Consider the following 17,224-nt stretch of genomic DNA (forward strand, 5'->3'; position numbering starts at 1 on the left):
TTCTGACTTTAGCAAAAAGGAGCCGGAATCTGGCGATCCCCGGCCCCTCTTTATGGTTACCGATCAGGACAAAATGTCCACGGTAACGCGCTTATCGCTCTTGACTGCTGCTGATGTTACGACGGTTCGGAGCGCCTTGGCGATCCTTCCCTGCTTGCCAATGACCTTGCCGACATCATCGGGATGGACCGACAATTCATAGACAATAAGGTGATCCTTCTCCACCGCCCGCACCGTCACATCTTCCGGATGATCCACTAAAGCCTTAGCAATAACTGCAACTAATTCTTCCATAGAGGACCCTCGCAATCAGTCATTATTTCTGCAGCTTCGACTCATGGAATTTCTTCATAACGCCCGCTTTGCTGAGCAGGTTGCGGACCGTGTCGGATGCTTGCGCACCGGTTTGAAGCCATTTCAGAGCTTTTTCCTCATCGATGTTCACTACTGCCGGTTGTGCAACCGGGTTATAGTAACCGATCTCCTCGATGAAACGACCGTCACGAGGGGAACGGGAATCGGAAACTACTACACGATAGAAAGGCGCTTTATGAGCACCCATACGTTTCAGACGAATACGTACTGCCACGAAATTCACCTCCTTATAAGAGTATCGATCCCACCCAAACCCTCCCTTCCAAGGGAGGGCCCCAAGGGCTGCCGCCCTCTGGACACCCGCTAATGGCAATTGGCGTTGGCGTTCAGATTGGTGGGACCTTGGTGGGTGGAGTGCTTGGATCGCTTGCCGTCCCTGTCGGGACACGCTTTACTGCGAATCTATCTAGTCACGGGTTTCAAGCCTTTCAAACCCAAAAACCAACCTTAGAGACTGAAAAGATTACTGATCGACCTATGTTGTACAATGGTCGATCCAGGTAAAACATAAAACCATAGTGCTTGAACCTTCAAAACCACAAAGACTTAACGGAACGGGAACTTCATTCCCTTGCCGCCAAGAGCTGTTAGCTGTTTCATGGCGTTCTTCTTGCCCTTGCCTCCGCCGCCCATACCGCCCATCATACCGGAGAACTGCTTCATCATACGGCGCATTTCGTCGAACTGCTTGATGAGACGGTTCACTTCGGTGAGCGAGGTGCCGCTGCCGGCGGCAATCCGCTTGCGGCGGTTATGGTTGATGATTTCAGGCTGGGCCTTCTCCTGCTTCGTCATGGAATGGACGATCGCCTCGACACGGCCCATCTGCTTGTCGTCAACCTTGAGGTCCTTCATGCCCTTCGCCTTGTTCATGCCCGGGAGCATATCAAGAATCTGATCCAGCGGACCCAGCTTCTTGACCTGGTCCATCTGCTCCAGGAAATCGTCGAACGTAAATTCCGCGTTGCGCATTTTACGTTCCATTTCCTTCGCCTTGTCGGCATCGATGTTCGCCTGCGCTTTCTCAATCAGCGACAGCATGTCGCCCATACCGAGAATCCGCGACGCCATCCGCTCCGGATGGAAAGGCTCCAGCGCATCGATCTTCTCGCCGAGCGCGGCGAACTTGATCGGACAGCCGGTTACAGCTTTGACCGACAGCGCGGCGCCGCCGCGCGTATCGCCGTCCAGCTTCGTCAGCACAACGCCTGTAAGCTCAAGCTGCTTGTTAAAGCTGTCCGCGACGTTCACGGCATCCTGACCAGTCATGGCGTCGACGACGAGAAGCACTTCGTCCGGCTTGACCTCGGCGTGAATCTGCTTCAGCTCTTCCATCAGCTCTTCGTCGATATGCAGACGGCCTGCGGTATCGATGATGACATAATCGTGATTGTCATCCTTGGCCTGCTGCAGCGCCTGCTTCGCGATCTCGACCGGGCTCACCTTGTCGCCCAGCGAGAATACCGGCACTTTGATCTGTTCGCCGAGAATCTGCAGCTGCTTGATCGCGGCCGGACGGTAAATGTCGCCCGCTACGAGTAGCGGCCGGTGGTTGTTCTTCTGCAGCAGCTTGGCCAGCTTGCCGGAGGTCGTCGTCTTACCGGCGCCCTGAAGGCCCGCCATCATAATGACGGTCGGCGGCTTGTTCGCCTTGGCCAGCTTCGCCTGAGTGCCGCCCATCAGCTCCGTCAATTCCTTGTTGACGATGTCGATGATGACCATGCCTGGTGTGAAGCTCTCCATAACTTCCTTGCCAACAGCCTTCTCTTTCACCTTCGCTACGAAGTCCTTAACGACCTTGAAGTTAACGTCCGCTTCCAGCAGGGCCAGACGCACCTCGCGCATCGCTTCGTTTACGTCTTCTTCGGACACCTTGCCTTTGCCGCGCAGCTTGCTGAACACATTCTGCAGTCTTCCGGTTAATCCTTCAAATGCCATAGGCTGCCTTCTCCCTTCAAGCTACTCCAGGTTCTCCAAAGAATCCACAATTTCATTAAGGCGCTGTCCGTACGATTCCGGAAGAGCCGCCTCGTTCCGGATTCTGCGTAATTCTCCAAAATACATGGTTCGGGTTTCATGCTTCGATAATAAACCGAGCTTCGTTTCGTAATTCTCGAGCACCTGCTCGGCGCGCTTGATATGCTCGTACACAGCCTGTCGGCTGATTTCAAATTCCGCCGCAATCTCCCCAAGGGAGAAATCGTCGTGGAAATAATATTTCAGAAACGTCTGCTGCTTATCGGTAAGCAGAGGTTCGTAGAATGCAAACAACAGATTGATCCGGTTCGTCTTCTCCAGTCGGTTACCCTGACTCATCAAGGGCACTCCCTTCGTCAAGGAAAAACACTTTACACCAATTCAACGTTCCTAATCATACCGAAAACAAAGAAAGATGTCAAGCATTTTTGCTTGTCATCTTTTCTTCTTCATTTTGCGGGTAATATCAGCCTTGGTCCTCACCGGATCGGCAGCAGATACATCAGCACCGCGAAAAAATGGGTGACGCTTCCGAGCAACACGAACACATGCCAGACCGCATGATGGTAGGGGAATGCCCGCCATACGTAGAATATGGTTCCGAGCGTATACAGAACGCCGCCAGCCATCAGAAGCGACATGCCGTCCTGCGCCACAGCCGCCGTCAGCGGCCCCCAGGCGATCACGATCAGCCAGCCCATCGCGATATAGAAAATCGTTGACATGAAGAGAAACCTTTTGGTGAAAAATGCCTTGAACAATACGCCGAAGAAGGCGATGCCCCAGATGATCCCGAACAAGCTCCAGCCAAGCGTTCCCCGGATGGCAACCAGCAGAAACGGCGTATAGGTGCCGGCGATGAACAAATAGATGGAGGAATGGTCGAAGAACTCGAACAGATCCTTCACCTTGCCTTCCTTCAGGCTGTGCACGATCGTCGAATTCAGGTAGAGCAGCAGCATCGATGTGCCATAGATGGAAAAGCTCACGACATGCCAGGCCGTTCCTCTCATGCTGGAGAAGACGATGAGCAGCACCAGTGCGGCGACGCTCAGCACAGCGCCAATACCGTGCGTTACTGCGTTTACGACCTCTTCCTTTCGACTATAGGTGTGCGTATTAGCCATATCCTCTCTCCTTTCACTGACGGTTTTCTTCTATTATATCTTTTGCAAATTTGATAATCCACCTGCACCGGAGGAACGATTAATGGTCATCCAGATGGTAAATGTCAGTGTACTTTTGCTCCAGATAATCCGCCAAATAATCGGGGTTCAGCGGCTCGCCGGTAACACGCTCGATAATCTGCGACGGGGTTTCGCTCATACCGTACCGGTAAATCGCTTCTGTGAGCCACTCCTTGATCGGCAGCAAATTGCCGGAGGCAACAAGCGAATCGAATTCCGGCAGCTCTTTCCGAAGCGTATTCAGGAACTGTGCGGCGTACATATTGCCAAGTGAGTAGGAAGCAAAATAGCCGAAATCCCCGCCCGACCAATGAACGTCCTGCAGTACGCCCAGACTGTCGGTAGGCGGAACAACCCCCAGGTACTCCTTGTACTTGGCATTCCATACCTCAGGCAAGTCCTTGACCTGCAGTCCTTCATTAAAGATCAGCTTCTCGATCTCGTAGCGGATAATAATATGTAGGTTATACGTCAGTTCATCCGCATCAATCCGGATCAGCGAGTTCTCCACCCGGTTAATGGCCCGGTAGAAATCCTCCATGTCTACGTTAGCGAACTTATCCGGAAAACGCGATTGAAGATCGTTGTAATACCGCTGCCAGAAGGCGCGGCTGCGGCCGATCATATTTTCCCACAGCCGGGATTGGGATTCGTGGATGCCCATCGAGGCGCCCTGTGCAAGCGGTGTGCCAACGAGGTCTTTCGAAATGTTCTGCTCATACAGAGCATGTCCGCCTTCATGCAGACAGCTGAACAAGGAACTGGTCACGTTATCCAGCACATAATTCGTCGTTATGCGAACATCGCCGGGATTCAGCCCTGTGGCGAACGGATGCACACTTTCATCCAGACGGCCCGCTTCAAAGTCATAGCCCATCTGCTTCAATAGAAATAATCCGAATTCCTCCTGGCGGTCGGACGGGAATTCCCCTTCAAGGAAGGCAGCGTCCGGCTGATGAGGGGATGCCGCGATTTTCTCCGCCAGTGGAACAAGCCGGCTTCTCAGTTTGCCAAAAATCTCGTCGAGCTTCGCTACAGTTAGATCCGGCTCGTACATATCCAGCAGAGTGTCATATCGGGTTCCCTTAACGCCCCAGCTATCGATAAACTCCTGTTTGAAAGCCACGATCTTGCTTAAGTAAGGCTCAAACGAGGCAAAGTCATTCTCCGCCTTGGCTGACTCCCACATCGTCTCGGAATGGGCGGCCAGCACGGCGTACTCTTCATACTTCTCGGGAGAAATGCTCTGGCTCCGTTCATATTCCTTCCGGCAGTCCTCTACGATCTTCCGCTGAGCGGCCGACAGCTGGGCATTGGCCTCCGGCTGGCTGAACAGCTCCGTGAACCGCCCCATTTCGGGAGAGGTCTCCAGCTTGAAGTGCTCGCCGCTCAGCATTCCGATTGTCTTGGCACGGACCTCCGCCCCCTTGCGCGGCGCGCCCGTCCGCAGATCCCAATGAAGCAGTCCGATTGCTTCGCGGTAACCGCTCATCTTGGCCAGCAGAACGGCGAAATCATTCCACTGCGCCTGTAATTGATCTTCCATCTTCTTACACCCGCTTTCTGCAAAATCATGCTACTCTTGATGATACTTTTTTAAGTGGGTATAATCAACTAACGAAGCGACTTGAGGCCGCTCGATCTACAGATGAGGCCTGCCGCGCCATGCGGGAGGAATGCCAACTTGAGGAGTGTGGATGCATGAAGATCCGGATTACACCGCTTGCGGAGCGGAAGCTGAGAGAAAGGCTGGGAAGCCTGCCGGGAACGATCAAGCTTCTGTACGATACGGGACATGCCTGCGGCTGCGATGGGATCAACGTACTGCTGATTCTGGATAAGCCGGACATAGGCGACCTGCACGTCGAAGCCGGTGGCCTGCCTTTTGTCGTGAACACCCAGCATGAAATTTTTTATGAAGAACAGTTGAAGCTGGATGCGGACGAGCATACGACTGCGTTTGTCCTGACCAGCGATTCCCAGTTATACGGCAAGAACATTCAAATCCGCGACCTGCGCGGACTGGAGCTCAGCGAATATCATTCGCCTTCCTCCTGCGAGATTCTTCCCCGTTCGAACTAATTTGATTAGGAGGTTACACGTACCATGAGCCAAGTCTCCGACATTATGGAGTTCAATGCGAAATTTGTAGAGAACAAGGAATATGAAGCCTATCTGACCAGCCGGTTTCCCGACAAAAAACTGCTGATCATCACCTGCATGGACACACGGCTCGTGGAGCTGCTTCCGAAAGCAATGAATTTCAAGAACGGCGACGTCAAAGTCGTCAAAACTGCCGGCGCCATCATCTCCTCCCCCTTCGGGAGCGTGATGCGCAGCGTTATGGTTGCCTTGTATGAACTGAATGCCAGCGAAGTGGTTGTCGTCGGCCATCATGGCTGCGGCATGGCTTCCCTCAATGCGGATCATATGATCCAATCGATCAAAGATCGCGGCGTTCCGGATCAGGTGCTGGACACTCTGGAGCATTCGGGGATCAAGCTGACTGAGTGGCTGCGCGGGTTTGACAGTACAAAAGACGGGGTAATTCAGACTGTGGGGATGATTCAGCATCACCCGTTGCTCCCCCGGGCGTTCCTGTTCATGGCATGATTATGGACCCGGCTACCGGCGCTCTGGAGCTTGTCTCGGAAGGATACGCCAGCAACGATTGACATCTCTCTGAACTGCTGCTTGCGCGGGCACTGGCCCGCGCCTTTTTTTGCATATCATGCAAAAACGCAATCTCCTTCCGCTGGAGACCGCTTATCGGACTGCAAGACCATGATTCCCTCAACAGCGATAATCATCATGACAAAACCCGGCACCGTTAACGGCACCAGGCTGTTTGATCTGGTTCTTACTGGCTTGGCGATGCTGTCCACCGACAGCCTGCTGGCGAGCCTATTGCTTGATGACGACGACGCCACGAGGCGGTCTGCCTGTGCTCTGAATCAGCACAATTTCTTGGTTGGTCAGAATACGGTCCACCAGAATAAACGATGAAGTGACGTTGTTAAAATTGAATCTTCTCAAGTCCGCCACGCTTTGGCTGCCGCGAAATACACGGACTGATCCCTGAAAGTTAATCCGGGAGAACAGCACAAGCGTTACTTGAGAGCCCAACACTTCATTGTGAAGCCGGAAGCTGGACAGCACGTTGTTAAACCGGAATGCGCCAAGATCACGGACGGCAACTCCCTTGCGTCTGAAGACAATCCGGCGGTTGGTAAAATTAATGCCGGACCACAGTGAAAGACGTACACCACTGAATCCCACTTATATCACTCCTTTTCTTAGAGATGATATAGTGTATTGCAAGCTTCAGAGAAAGGTGTTGGACAAATTATAGTAGCTAATCGTTTGTTTATCGGATTCCGAACGGCGAGCAATATGAAGCGTCAACAACTGCCGATATCTCTCTTAAGCCGCTGCTTGCGCAGGCTACAAACGGGAGAACAGCAGCCGGTAATATTCCTCGGTATTCGGAGTGAAGCTGTCGATGGCTGCGAGTCTCTCATCCTCAACAATCTCTCCCGTATTCTCATCCGCAATGACACCTCGAATTCTCAAGCTTTCGAGCTCCCCGGCTACCAGCTTCTGAAAAGCCAGCACATCCACAAAGAACAATCCGGAAATCTCCTCCCGCTGAAAATCATAGGCCTCAAGAGGCTGAGAGGAGACATATAAAAAGACGCTGCTGAATTCATTGTCAATGATACCGGGCGACGGACGGCTCTCTTCCGTGCAGGTACCGCAGTACTCAAGCTGCTCAAAAGGTATATCAAGCCCCAGCTCCTCCTTCAGCTCCCGTACTCCGTCCTTCACTGTCTCACCCGCCTGCAAATGTCCGGCACATGAAGTATCCAGCTTCCCGGGAAAGGTATCCTTGTCCTTATGCCGGAGCTGAAACAGCAGGCTGCCCTTCTCACCCACCACCTGATTCAGCACCCAGCAGTGAAACGTCTGATGCCAGAGTCCTCTGGCGTGTACGTTCTCCCGGGTATCGGTTCCTATCGGGTTGCGGTGCTTGTCATAAATATCGAACCGTTCGGTTGGCGGCATGACTTCATCTCCCTGGTGACATTATGGTTCCATTATGGTCCCTCCATTCTCCAACAGAAAGTCCGGTCTGTCCACCTCGGATATTCATTGAAATAATTTCAGGGATACCGCGCAAGCAAGAAGAGCATGGGCATCGAGTCGAGCACCTTTATTTTTTATTATTTAAAAATGAAACCATCTGAACACTTCCCCGTATTACCGGACAAGACAAATACAACAGGAGGGCAATTCTATTCCATGAAATTTATCAAAAGCGCAATGCTGATCGTTATGGCCTTTACACTCTTCTTCGGGGCAGCCGCACCGGATTACGCTGACGCCCGCCGCAGCGGCGGTGGCTTCAAATCAGGCGTTCAGGGGTATAAATCGACGCCGAACAAATCGACGCAGAGCAGCACATATAAAAGTGATTCAACCAAAAGCTCGTCCTATTCCGGCACTTCCGCTACGACGGCCAAGCGGGGATTTTTCAGCGGCGGAAGCTTCTTCAAAGGCATGATGATCGGCGGTCTGGCCGGTATGCTGTTCGGCGGTCTGTTCGGAGGCATGGGCTTCTTCGGTAACATCCTGGGCTTCGCGGTGAATATGCTGGCCATCTATCTCGTAGTGATGCTCGTCCTCTCGCTGTTCCGCCGCAGAAACGAACGCAGAAGATATGAAGAACGGAGCGATCGCTACTAATGCCGGCCGTTCTCAGCATGGATGAAATCGTCAACGCCGTCTGCCTTCATACAGCGGATCGCAAGGGCGTTAACGTCCGGGACGTTCAGGTAGAGCTTAGCTGGGATGAGGATACCGGCTTCACCGCAGAGGTTTGGACCCAAGGACGAAGCCAATACCTGGTGGCGTCCAACATCGTGGAGGCAGTCCTCCGCTACCTCCACACGGAATACAATATCCGCGCCTATCCGGAGGATGTCCGGCTTGAGCTGGAGGATGAAATCATCGCTGTCGTGAATGATTAAATCCAATGAATGACTAAATTCAATAAATGACTAGATGCAAAAATGATTAAATGTAGGAGAAAGATTAACTGAAAATTTACAAATAGGCAGTCTGTACCGGCTTTATGCGGTCAGGCTGCCTTTTTCATGTGGACGGATTCGAAATCATACTTTCTCTTCCCGGTCAGGAACCTGCCCGCGTTCAACTTTCTTTCAGCTGGCATTCAACTTTCTTTCAGCTGGTATTCAACTTTCTTTCAGCTAATTTTGGTATATTATGCCTGAAAACGCAGTCAGATGTCATAAGGAGGGACCATGAAACCAATGGTAAAGAGAACGCCCCTGCTGCTGGGGGGAGTCATGCTTGTTCTTGCGCTGTTAACAGGCTGCGGGCAGGAACAGGCGGAGGCTGTCCAGCAGAGCCCTGTTCCGACGCCTGCAGCCAGCGCCAAGCCGGACAGCGGCAGCTTCATCGGACGTATCGATTCCATCGATGGAAGTGAACTGACTTTGACGAAAGCGGCGGCCGACGAGACAACCGGCGGAGCGGAAACTGATAATAGCTCCGGCACGCTGGAGTCTTCGTCGCAAGACTCAGGAGCCGTCATCGGCGGGTCATCGACAGCCGAATCCGGTGGCGGGGACCCGGAAGCCGCTTCAGCAACTGGCGGAGCGAGTACGCTGGACACAGGAAATGGCGAAGCAGGCGAAGTATCGAAAGCGGCTAACAACGGTAATCAGTCATTCACCGATAATCAGTCATTTAATGGTGAGCAGATCACGATTACGGTAAATGACAGCACGCAGTACGCAGGTTCCGGCAGCAGCTCGGAAGCTGCGATCGGACTCGCCGATCTGAAGGCCGGCGATGTCGTCAGGGTTACCCTGACGGACGGCATGCTGCTGGCCGTCCGGATCGAGCGGCTGCAGCCGCAGGGCGGTGGCATGCTGCCGGCGGCTTCGCCGGGCGCCGCCGCACAGGCGACGCCTTCGGCAGCTCCGGCCGCTGCGCCATCGGCCGGCAAGGGAACGCCGCCGCCATCCGGCGCTGGCGGCAAGGGCGCACCGCCGGCCGGCGACAAGGCCGGCGGCTCCGGCACGCCGCCGAGCGGAATGCCCGCCGGCGGCAAAGGCGGCGCCCCTGGGGACCGGGGCGCGGGCGGCTCGCCGCCAAGCGGCGCTCCGGCCGGGAACCGGGCCGGAGCGGGCCAGGCGGCGAGCGCGAAGCCGGCCGCATCGGCGAAAGCGGCCGCAACCCCGGCCGCCGGAGCACCGGCGGCCACCGCGAAGCCCGCCGCATCTTCGGCGGCGGCTCCGAGCCCCGGGCTTGCCGCAGCTGCAAGCCCGGGCAAGGCCGAAGCTCCCGGCGGCGGCGAAGGCGCCATGAGCTTCGGCAAGATCAAGAGCATCGGGACCGGGACGATCACCGTGTACACCGCCGAGGCTCCCACCGCTCCGCAGGGTGGAGCGGCAGGCGGTAACGGCGGCCCTGCGGGAAGCCCGATGCCACTCCCAAGCGGCAGCCCGCCCGCTGCCGGTGAAGGCCCCTCCGCCGCTGGCAGTCCGGGCGGCGGACAGCCGCAGCAGAGCTTCACCAGCGAGACCGTCACTCTTACGGTGAACGCGGAGACGAAGCTTGTGTCCGTCAGCATGACGAATGGCAAACGGACAGAGACGGCAATTACCTTAAGCGAACTGAAAGCCGGGGACGTCATTCAGTACGTGCTGAAGAGCGGTTCAAAGATTGCCGAGAGCATTACGCTCACCGATACGGGAAGCGGCGGGAACGACCAAACAAGTTGAGGATAGATGATCTGTGCCGGCTTAACGTCTAGCATTACAGATCGAACAACGGCAATAAGCCCCCTCACCGCAAGGTGAAGGGGCTTCCCTCTTGTTCAAACTAACGCCCGATCCTGTAACTAAATCAGCGAAATCGCCAGCAGATTGAACAGAACGAGCGGCAGAAGAGCGCCGCCTGCCGGATAGACCGACGGGTAAGGATAATAAGAAGGATATGGATGATACGGGTACGGATAGAATCCGCGAACCGGCGCTGGCGTGATCGTTGTTGTCGTTGTCGTGCTCGTTGCTTCAGCCGCAATCGTCAAATACAGATGACCCGTATCAAGTCCTGCAATGCAGCCTTCATACACTTCACCGTCAATCGTCTGGACCCGTACCTTCTGATTTATATACGGCTTCAGTGAGCCGTGCATATGGTCGCGCACTTTTCTCACATGATGAAGCGAGGTCGGGTCGGCCTGATAAATCAGGCTCTGGGTGCCGGGATAAGTTGACATAAGCTCAATCCTTTCGGAGCTGAATTTTGCTACTATCCTATGCATTAGCCCAGTGCCCTGTTCCGCATTTTGAAGCGTAAAGTTTCCATTTCATTAAAGTAGAAGCTGGAAAGCAGCTCCTGCACCCACCGTCCCCATACCCTCTCTCTTGGCAAGTCTAGCTTCATTTCCTCCAAACTTGCAGCCGCAGGCTTAAAGAAGACGTGATTCGTTAACACTAGGAGTGCAAGATGATTACCGTAAGGAGGGTTCATATGAATGAACTGAAACGCAACAAGCTGAATAACCCAGAAAATGAAGAGAGCAGCATTTCAGGTTCGGGCGGCCTGCAACAATCCGGGGATGCCGACGATGGCTTGAAATCCGCCGAGGAACTGGAGCAAGCTGCGAAGCTGGTTGATGCTATGGAGCAGCCGGACAGCTTCGAATACTAAACGGCCGTCAGCCGGCGGATGCGCTTCGCTACAGAGAAGCGCATCTGCCGGCATAACGGCCGTTTTTTAACGGGAGGAATACGTCTGAATCACTACATTCTCAAAGACTGCCGTTCCGCCTTCCGCATACAGGCTGATGCCCTGATCCTTCGCATCCGGAAAGACCAGATTGGAGAAGACGGTCTCCCCATCGTCCACGAACACCTCAATGCTTAACCGGTCGACGAAGATCGTCAGGTGAACCTTCTTCGCGTCCGGACTCAGCGGCGCTCTGCTCTCGGCACGGTTCCCCGTCCGGTCAGGATTCCCCGTTGAACCTCTGTTCACATACAGATACCCGCCCTGGGCGAACACGCCAATGTCCACATGTGACTTTCCGTCCGGCGATTCCATCAGCCTGAAACCGGCATTCCGGACGCTGCTCCAGGAAATATCTGCATCCAGCCGATAGGCGGCTCCCGCAGGGTGCAGACTTTCATTCCCCTCAAGTTCGATGCGCGGATACATCTCTGTCCCCAGTGTCTTGGATTGCAGCGCGGGCAAGGCTGTAGACAGCAGCGTATACCCATCTTCCCGGTGTGCGAGCCGGATCTCGCGAACGATGGAATCCATACCGTTGTACCCTTCCCGTACCGACGGGTTGTTGTCCGGATAGTCCCAGCTGTTCATCCAGGCCAGCGCGTATCGATGATCGAAGAGATCGTCAGCCGCACCGTCCTCAAATGTGACCGCACCGTACCAGTCGAACCCGTAATCGAGCCACTGCGGCTCCTTCCGGTCAGGCACAAAGGCTGTTCCATCGAAGCTGCCGGTCCAATAAGCATACGTTCCCGGCTTGCCCACCCGTTTCCCGTTGGCGCTGACGCCGAGCACATAACGGTACTGCCCGTCATCCGCACGCATCACATACAAATCCGGACATTCCATGAGTCCGATATTTTCAGTGACGAATCCGCTCACGTACTGCCACTCCTTCAGGTTCGAAGAGGCATAGAAGCCGATCTTGTCACCCTCCGCAAGCGTCATTACCCATTTGCCGGAGCCATCGTCCCAAATAATCTTCGGGTCGCGGAAATCGGCACTTCCGGGATTGGCCAGCACAGGCTCCGTCCCATAGGGCTTGAAGGTGTCTCCTCCATCCGTGCTGTACCACAGAAACTGCTCCTGCTTCCCGTCGTTACCCGACGGCTGGGTCAGAACGGCGATGAACGCCCCCGGCCCAAAGCCCGCTGTATTCTCTTCATCCACGACGACTGAACCCGACCAAATATCTCCGTTCACCGTAGTGAATTTCGGAATAGCAATGCCTTTATCCTGCCAGTTCACCAGATCGCTGGATACCGCATGACGCCATTCCGTACCGCTGCCGGAGAGATAGTCTCCATTGTACAGGTAGTAATAGTGATACTGCCCGTTCGCATACACCGGCCGCTGCGGGTCGTTCTTCCACTTGTCCGGAACTGTAAAATGGAAGACCGGCCGCAAACCGATTTTCTGATGATTATCGTTGTTATACGTATCAATGGATGACTTCTTGATATCCGGCTTCGCATCCTTGTTCAAGGACGTTTCATATCCTGCAAGCCATATCGCGATCAGACAGCCGGCAAGAATCATTGCCCCCGCGGCCTTCCGTCCCTTGGACGTCATTCGATTACTTGATTGTCAGCTGGCCCTGCTCCAGGATGCTGCCTTCCACAACCGAGGTTTTGGAGTTCTTGATGTTCAGCACGAAGCTTGGAGCGAAGGTGGACTTGCGGTCGCTGTACAGACCCCGGTTCGTCATATAGCTTGTGATAACGACATCATTGCCTGTTCCCTGCGGAATGGCGAAATGCGAATACGTCCAGGTGATATCATTAGGGTCCAGATCCATATGCAGGACAAGGCCCGTTTTGTTCAAAGGCTTGTAAGGTCCGGTAAGCGAGTTCGACTCATAGCCGAGCATGTAGACATCCTCTGCGCCGATTCCGTCAATTGTCATTTTGGCGCCACGGGAGTCGGTGAACAGATACCATTTGCCGTTCATCTTGAATACATTCGCCCGTTCGATTTCATCCGTTACCGTATTGGAGGCGATCAGCGGATTCATGACGCGCTTCAGGGTATAATCGTCGTTAAGCTCAATGATGCCAAGCGAACCGTTGGCGAGCTCAGCCAGCCATTTGTTGGGACTGCTCAGGAGCTTGCTTTTCTCCTCATTAAAAAACTTGGTGCTGCCGCCGTAGAACACCTTGTTATTAAAGGCATCCTCGCCCTGGTAGCCGTCATCCGTCCCCGTGTTGGATTCGAACACCAGATACTTATGCCCTTGATCTTCCACATAATGCGGATCTCTCAAGGTGTGGTTATCGGCATAGTTGCCGCCGCTAAAGGCTTGATCGACCGTCTGGTACAGCTTGCCGTCCCCGTCAAAAATCGATTTAAGATCCTCAACGCCGTCCACTTTCAGCGTTTGTTCATCTGGCTGAGATACATTGATCTGGGCGGTAGTCAGCGTCTGCTTGCCGAAGAAGCCGTTCGCCGGGTCCCAGCCTTGACGATTCGTATAGAACAACCGGATCTGGCCGTCCGATGTCAGAGTCGCCGAACCCGACCATTCCTCTGCCTGATTGTTCAGAATCGGATCATTTGAAACATATTTGTCGCTGTCCTTGAACACGCGGCCGGCATTCTTCCAGGCATCGATCGAGTTGTCGCCCGCTTTTTTGTAGAACAGATAGATGAAGGTGTCCCATCCCTTCTTGGGATCGCCCGCCAGTGCGAATACGACCTGGTAGCCGTTGTAATTCGCGACCGTACCGTCCGCATTCTGCAGCGGCCAGCTGTCCCATACATCCAGATCGATCAGATTCCCGTTCGAGTCATAGCCTTTGGCGGAAGGGATATTCTTGATAGACGAAGCATCGAACTGGGGAACCTTGAACTGCGCGCTCTGCTGCTGCTCCGGAATCTCCAGCATATCCGCCCGTGTGATATGAGAAATTCCGTATGTTTCTTTATAATCGACACTGTTCTTCCCTTGTGCAAAAGCCGAAGTCCCGCCTCCTGCCAGCAGAACCGCTGTGCAGGTTACCGCCGTCGCTTGTCTTGCCAACTTTTTGATGTTCATTTTTCAGTCTCCTCTTCTCTCCATTTTGGTTTTGCTCAACAAAAAAAGACCTAAAATTCCCGGAATGAAATTCAGATAACGCTCTGAATTCCCCCGAAGGATTTTAGGTCTTGCCTGCCGAGCAGTAACAATCCCACAATGTGAAGTTGTCTCGCGGTCTATTCTATCGATAAAAGCGCGGGTAAGGCTATAGACGAAAGTGCCCAATTCCAAACCGGGACTATGGCCTTATTGCCAACTTAAAGTTGTTTTCAAATGGAAGACAACCCGCTGGAAGCGTCCTCCATCCGGCGGCCGAGCCGGTTGATCTCAAGCGCCAGTAGGACAAGCTGGCCGTCGGTAAAGACGTAACCGTAATCGTCGTCAACCTCGTCCGCAATCCGACAGGCCTGTCCATAGACAAGCGGATAGCGCTCCTTGGCGATTCTGACGATTTCCGGGTCCAGCTCGCCGCGAGGTATGCCCGTTGTGTCGTCGGTCTGCAGCATATTTTCCAGCTGATTCACAAGCCGTTCGTAGTTGGCCGACTGCCGGTTCAAGCGGACCCCGGCCTCTCTCTCCACTCCTTCTGTTATATCCCGGATCATGGCGGCCAGCTCTGGAGAAGAGTGACAAGCGCCCGCGTTGGCCCAGGCGGTGTGGATATGCATGGCAATATAGCCGACCTCATCGTCGGGGATCTCCACCTGAAGCTTCTCGCGTATAAGACTTTTGGCATATTGGCCGATTTCGAATTCCCTCGGATACAGAATGCGGATTTCCGCAAGCAGCGTATGCTGGATCAGCATTCCTCTGCTTAACCGCTCAAGGGCATAAGACAAATGATCACTCAGCGCGATATGCACCGGCTTGTTGAAGGTAACCCCAAGTTCTTGTTCCGCATGCGCGATAATACACTCCGACACCGCGATCTCCTCTTCGGGCAGCGATCTCAGCATTTCCTGCAGATGGCCGTACTGATCCGCATCGTCTTTAATAAAGACCTTCTCGATTCGGTCGGGATCGATGATATCGTTCTTCCCTTTTTGATAAGCAATCCCGGAGCCCATTACAATCTTCTCTTCACCGCCGTCGAGCGCGACGACCGCATTGTTGTTCAGAATTTTTTTGATCTTCATGATAGTCTCCTGTGCTTGGCCTGACCTAGATGACAAATCCCCGCCGGAAGCCGAACTCCCCGCCCCCCGAGTCCCCAGGTGACGGCAAAAGCCGTGCCCGCTGCGATCACAATCCCGATCAGGTAATGAATCAGGTTGCTCTGCCCTGCCGGAATGACAAAGGCCAGCATCGGAATGCCGGTCAGTCCGAACGAATTGGCCACTACCTGATGATAAGCAACGTAAGCGCCGCCTGCCGCTCCTCCAGCAGCCGCACCAAGAAAGGGATAGCCCCGCCTTAGATTGACGCCGAACACCACCGGCTCCGTAATGCCGAGAAAAGCCGTGATCGAAGCCATAAGCGTGATCCTTCTCTCGCTGTGATCCAGCGTTCGGGCATAAACAGCGAGCCCCGCTCCTCCCTGGGCGATATTGGCCATCGACCAGATTGGCAGCAGGAAGTTCACGCCAATAGCGGGATTGGCTATGAGTCCAACTTCAATCGCTTGAATGCCGTGATGGAGTCCTGTCAGGACGATGAATCCGTAGACTCCGCCCAGGATGAGTCCGAATAGCGTACCTCCAAGATGATAAGCCTGCTCCAGCAGCCCGCTCAGGATGCTGCCAAGATGACCCGTTACCGGCCCGATGACCAGAACGGCAATGCTGCCGCCCAGTAGCAGACTTGAGAAGGGAACGGCGATCATCGCCGCGGATGACGGTACGATTCTGCGCAGCCCTTTTTCAACAAGACTCATCAACAGAACGGCAAGAATTATTGGAATCACAGTCCCTTGATAGCCTAACTGAGGGATGTTGCCCGCTGCCGCTGCCATGTTGCCAGTTCCCGCTTCACCCGCGGTGATCAGGCTATGGAGCCCAGGTCGCGTCATAATCAGACCGATGGCGGCACCGAGCACCGGAGTGCCCCCGAACCGCTTGGCCGCATGATAGCCGAACATGACGGGCAGCACCTGAAAGGCGGTGCTTGTCAGCATCGCAAGCAATTGGAAGAGCGCGCTCTCCTGAGAGATCCAGCCGAACGCCCGGATGGCGCTGATCAATCCGAGCAGCATTCCGACCGCGACAAAGATCGGTATCATCGGAATGACGATATCGGACAGCAAAGAGACAGCCGCAAACGAACGGCGCAGAAGCGCTGCTATTCCGGTCCTTTTTTGTGGAGGCAGCGATTGCAGTGATTGCTTAGACTCCCGATTTGAAGCCGGACTCTCCCCCGGTTCCTGAAGGAGCCGGACAATGTGGCGGTGTACTTTATACACCATAGCCGGTCCCACAATAATCTGAAGCTGTCCGGACTGCTTGAACGCACTCTGGACTTCCTTGATACGGCCAAGTCCGGCCTCGTCAGCCAGTTCAGGCCGCCTTAATCTGAGGCGAACCCGGGTCGTACAGTGCGTAATCTCCGTTATGTTGCCGGGTCCGCCGGACAGCTCAACCAGCTGATTGGCAAGCTCCCGGACCGATACGCGGCCCGCGTCGCCCTCATTATCGTCCCTAACTCTTTCGTGTGTTCCCTGCTCCATGACTCTCCCCCTTCCATCCTCACTGAGCACTCGATCGGGTAGCCCCTGTAATCTCTGTCTGCAAAGGCGCTATCATCTTTCAAGAGTGGACACATCGAAAAGACTTTTACCCCGAAACGGTTATTCCGGCTATCCTTCCAGCACGAAGATTAGTCCACACACTGGAAAGGATCAGCCGAAAAA

Annotated in this window: 18 protein-coding genes and 1 pseudogene; 6 read left to right on the forward strand and 13 right to left on the reverse strand. The window is 54.3% G+C overall.

Annotated features, from left to right (window positions below):
* Positions 1-63 precede the first annotated feature (63 nt).
* From PSTEL_RS15925 to PSTEL_RS15950, 6 genes are all read right to left on the reverse strand, one after another.
* Positions 64-294, reverse strand: coding sequence for a KH domain-containing protein (locus tag PSTEL_RS15925; protein ID WP_038696791.1), 231 nt, complete (start codon positions 292-294; stop codon positions 64-66).
* A gap of 22 nt (positions 295-316) precedes the next feature.
* Positions 317-589, reverse strand: a complete 273-nt coding sequence (gene rpsP / locus PSTEL_RS15930; RefSeq protein WP_038696793.1) for a 30S ribosomal protein S16 — start codon at positions 587-589, stop codon at positions 317-319.
* 332 nt (positions 590-921) lie between these two features.
* Positions 922-2,313, reverse strand: coding sequence for a signal recognition particle protein (ffh, locus tag PSTEL_RS15935; RefSeq protein ID WP_038696795.1), 1,392 nt, complete (start codon positions 2,311-2,313; stop codon positions 922-924).
* 21 nt (positions 2,314-2,334) lie between these two features.
* Positions 2,335-2,691 carry a YlxM family DNA-binding protein gene (gene ylxM, locus PSTEL_RS15940; protein WP_038696797.1) on the reverse strand — a complete coding sequence of 119 codons (357 nt, stop codon included), beginning with the start codon at positions 2,689-2,691 and terminating at the stop codon, positions 2,335-2,337.
* A gap of 140 nt (positions 2,692-2,831) precedes the next feature.
* Positions 2,832-3,479 carry a PAQR family membrane homeostasis protein TrhA gene (gene trhA / locus PSTEL_RS15945; protein ID WP_038696799.1) on the reverse strand — a complete coding sequence of 216 codons (648 nt, stop codon included), beginning with the start codon at positions 3,477-3,479 and terminating at the stop codon, positions 2,832-2,834.
* A 79-nt stretch (positions 3,480-3,558) separates the two neighbouring features.
* The gene (locus PSTEL_RS15950; RefSeq protein WP_038696801.1) at positions 3,559-5,085 is read right to left on the reverse strand and encodes a carboxypeptidase M32; all 1,527 of its coding nucleotides are present in this window, start codon (positions 5,083-5,085) and stop codon (positions 3,559-3,561) included.
* Between the two features lie 155 nt (positions 5,086-5,240).
* On the opposite strand from PSTEL_RS15950, the gene PSTEL_RS15955 reads away from it, so the two are divergent.
* Together PSTEL_RS15955 and PSTEL_RS15960 are read left to right on the forward strand one after the other, a co-directional pair.
* Complete coding sequence (locus PSTEL_RS15955; protein ID WP_038696803.1) at positions 5,241-5,621, forward strand: iron-sulfur cluster biosynthesis family protein; 381 nt, start codon at positions 5,241-5,243, stop codon at positions 5,619-5,621.
* Between the two features lie 24 nt (positions 5,622-5,645).
* Positions 5,646-6,214 (forward strand): annotated as a pseudogene (locus PSTEL_RS15960) (beta-class carbonic anhydrase).
* A gap of 229 nt (positions 6,215-6,443) precedes the next feature.
* On the opposite strand, the gene PSTEL_RS15965 reads toward PSTEL_RS15960, so the two are convergent.
* Both PSTEL_RS15965 and PSTEL_RS15970 read right to left on the reverse strand, forming a co-directional pair.
* Positions 6,444-6,818 (reverse strand): hypothetical protein, encoded by a 375-nt coding sequence (locus PSTEL_RS15965; protein ID WP_038696805.1) that lies wholly within the window; start codon positions 6,816-6,818, stop codon positions 6,444-6,446.
* Positions 6,819-6,983: 165 nt separating this feature from the next.
* Positions 6,984-7,604, reverse strand: coding sequence for an NUDIX hydrolase (locus PSTEL_RS15970; RefSeq protein WP_038696807.1), 621 nt, complete (start codon positions 7,602-7,604; stop codon positions 6,984-6,986).
* 237 nt (positions 7,605-7,841) lie between these two features.
* On the opposite strand from PSTEL_RS15970, the gene PSTEL_RS15975 reads away from it, so the two are divergent.
* From PSTEL_RS15975 to PSTEL_RS26350, 3 genes are all read left to right on the forward strand, one after another.
* Positions 7,842-8,285 (forward strand): hypothetical protein, encoded by a 444-nt coding sequence (locus PSTEL_RS15975; RefSeq protein ID WP_038696809.1) that lies wholly within the window; start codon positions 7,842-7,844, stop codon positions 8,283-8,285.
* A gap of 17 nt (positions 8,286-8,302) precedes the next feature.
* The gene (locus tag PSTEL_RS15980; protein WP_245624969.1) at positions 8,303-8,569 is read left to right on the forward strand and encodes a YxcD family protein; all 267 of its coding nucleotides are present in this window, start codon (positions 8,303-8,305) and stop codon (positions 8,567-8,569) included.
* Between the two features lie 294 nt (positions 8,570-8,863).
* Positions 8,864-10,351 carry a hypothetical protein gene (locus PSTEL_RS26350; protein WP_156995883.1) on the forward strand — a complete coding sequence of 496 codons (1,488 nt, stop codon included), beginning with the start codon at positions 8,864-8,866 and terminating at the stop codon, positions 10,349-10,351.
* Positions 10,352-10,470: 119 nt separating this feature from the next.
* Here PSTEL_RS26350 and PSTEL_RS26355 read toward each other — a convergent pair whose 3' ends face one another.
* On the reverse strand, positions 10,471-10,851 hold the full coding sequence (locus PSTEL_RS26355; protein WP_052098550.1) for an LSm family protein: 381 nt from the start codon (positions 10,849-10,851) through the stop codon (positions 10,471-10,473).
* A 254-nt stretch (positions 10,852-11,105) separates the two neighbouring features.
* Here PSTEL_RS26355 and PSTEL_RS16005 point away from each other — a divergent pair, with 254 nt between their 5' ends.
* Positions 11,106-11,285, forward strand: coding sequence for a hypothetical protein (locus PSTEL_RS16005; protein WP_038696814.1), 180 nt, complete (start codon positions 11,106-11,108; stop codon positions 11,283-11,285).
* Between the two features lie 66 nt (positions 11,286-11,351).
* Here the strand turns inward: PSTEL_RS16005 and PSTEL_RS16010 are convergent, their stop codons facing one another.
* The 4 genes from PSTEL_RS16010 to PSTEL_RS16025 all read right to left on the reverse strand — a co-directional run bounded on the left by PSTEL_RS16010 (position 11,352) and on the right by PSTEL_RS16025 (position 17,041).
* On the reverse strand, positions 11,352-12,935 hold the full coding sequence (locus PSTEL_RS16010) for a glycoside hydrolase family 32 protein (protein WP_052098555.1): 1,584 nt from the start codon (positions 12,933-12,935) through the stop codon (positions 11,352-11,354).
* Between the two features lie 4 nt (positions 12,936-12,939).
* On the reverse strand, positions 12,940-14,397 hold the full coding sequence (locus PSTEL_RS16015; RefSeq protein ID WP_038696816.1) for a glycoside hydrolase family 68 protein: 1,458 nt from the start codon (positions 14,395-14,397) through the stop codon (positions 12,940-12,942).
* A gap of 251 nt (positions 14,398-14,648) precedes the next feature.
* The gene (locus PSTEL_RS16020; RefSeq protein WP_038696818.1) at positions 14,649-15,515 is read right to left on the reverse strand and encodes a PRD domain-containing protein; all 867 of its coding nucleotides are present in this window, start codon (positions 15,513-15,515) and stop codon (positions 14,649-14,651) included.
* Complete coding sequence (locus tag PSTEL_RS16025; RefSeq protein WP_052098556.1) at positions 15,512-17,041, reverse strand: PTS transporter subunit EIIC; 1,530 nt, start codon at positions 17,039-17,041, stop codon at positions 15,512-15,514. The genes PSTEL_RS16020 and PSTEL_RS16025 overlap by 4 nt, the downstream gene beginning before the upstream one ends.
* Positions 17,042-17,224: the final 183 nt, after the last annotated feature.

This window comes from Paenibacillus stellifer (assembly GCF_000758685.1).
In the GTDB taxonomy this organism is placed as follows: domain Bacteria; phylum Bacillota; class Bacilli; order Paenibacillales; family Paenibacillaceae; genus Paenibacillus_AQ; species Paenibacillus_AQ stellifer.

Bases quoted from the DNA above. Each gene is read 5' to 3' on its own strand.
- PSTEL_RS15925 (WP_038696791.1), bottom strand. From the start codon at position 294: ATGGAAGAATTAGTTGCAGTTATTGCTAAGGCTTTAGTGGATCATCCG.
- ffh (WP_038696795.1), bottom strand. From the start codon at position 2,313: ATGGCATTTGAAGGATTAACCGGAAGACTGCAGAATGTGTTCAGCAAG.
- ylxM (WP_038696797.1), bottom strand. From the start codon at position 2,691: ATGAGTCAGGGTAACCGACTGGAGAAGACGAACCGGATCAATCTGTTG.
- trhA (WP_038696799.1), bottom strand. From the start codon at position 3,479: ATGGCTAATACGCACACCTATAGTCGAAAGGAAGAGGTCGTAAACGCA.
- PSTEL_RS15950 (WP_038696801.1), bottom strand. From the start codon at position 5,085: ATGGAAGATCAATTACAGGCGCAGTGGAATGATTTCGCCGTTCTGCTG.
- PSTEL_RS15955 (WP_038696803.1), top strand. From the start codon at position 5,241: ATGAAGATCCGGATTACACCGCTTGCGGAGCGGAAGCTGAGAGAAAGG.
- PSTEL_RS15970 (WP_038696807.1), bottom strand. From the start codon at position 7,604: ATGCCGCCAACCGAACGGTTCGATATTTATGACAAGCACCGCAACCCG.
- PSTEL_RS15975 (WP_038696809.1), top strand. From the start codon at position 7,842: ATGAAATTTATCAAAAGCGCAATGCTGATCGTTATGGCCTTTACACTC.
- PSTEL_RS15980 (WP_245624969.1), top strand. From the start codon at position 8,303: ATGGATGAAATCGTCAACGCCGTCTGCCTTCATACAGCGGATCGCAAG.
- PSTEL_RS26350 (WP_156995883.1), top strand. From the start codon at position 8,864: ATGAAACCAATGGTAAAGAGAACGCCCCTGCTGCTGGGGGGAGTCATG.
- PSTEL_RS26355 (WP_052098550.1), bottom strand. From the start codon at position 10,851: ATGTCAACTTATCCCGGCACCCAGAGCCTGATTTATCAGGCCGACCCG.
- PSTEL_RS16005 (WP_038696814.1), top strand. From the start codon at position 11,106: ATGAATGAACTGAAACGCAACAAGCTGAATAACCCAGAAAATGAAGAG.
- PSTEL_RS16010 (WP_052098555.1), bottom strand. From the start codon at position 12,935: ATGACGTCCAAGGGACGGAAGGCCGCGGGGGCAATGATTCTTGCCGGC.
- PSTEL_RS16015 (WP_038696816.1), bottom strand. From the start codon at position 14,397: ATGAACATCAAAAAGTTGGCAAGACAAGCGACGGCGGTAACCTGCACA.
- PSTEL_RS16020 (WP_038696818.1), bottom strand. From the start codon at position 15,515: ATGAAGATCAAAAAAATTCTGAACAACAATGCGGTCGTCGCGCTCGAC.
- PSTEL_RS16025 (WP_052098556.1), bottom strand. From the start codon at position 17,041: ATGGAGCAGGGAACACACGAAAGAGTTAGGGACGATAATGAGGGCGAC.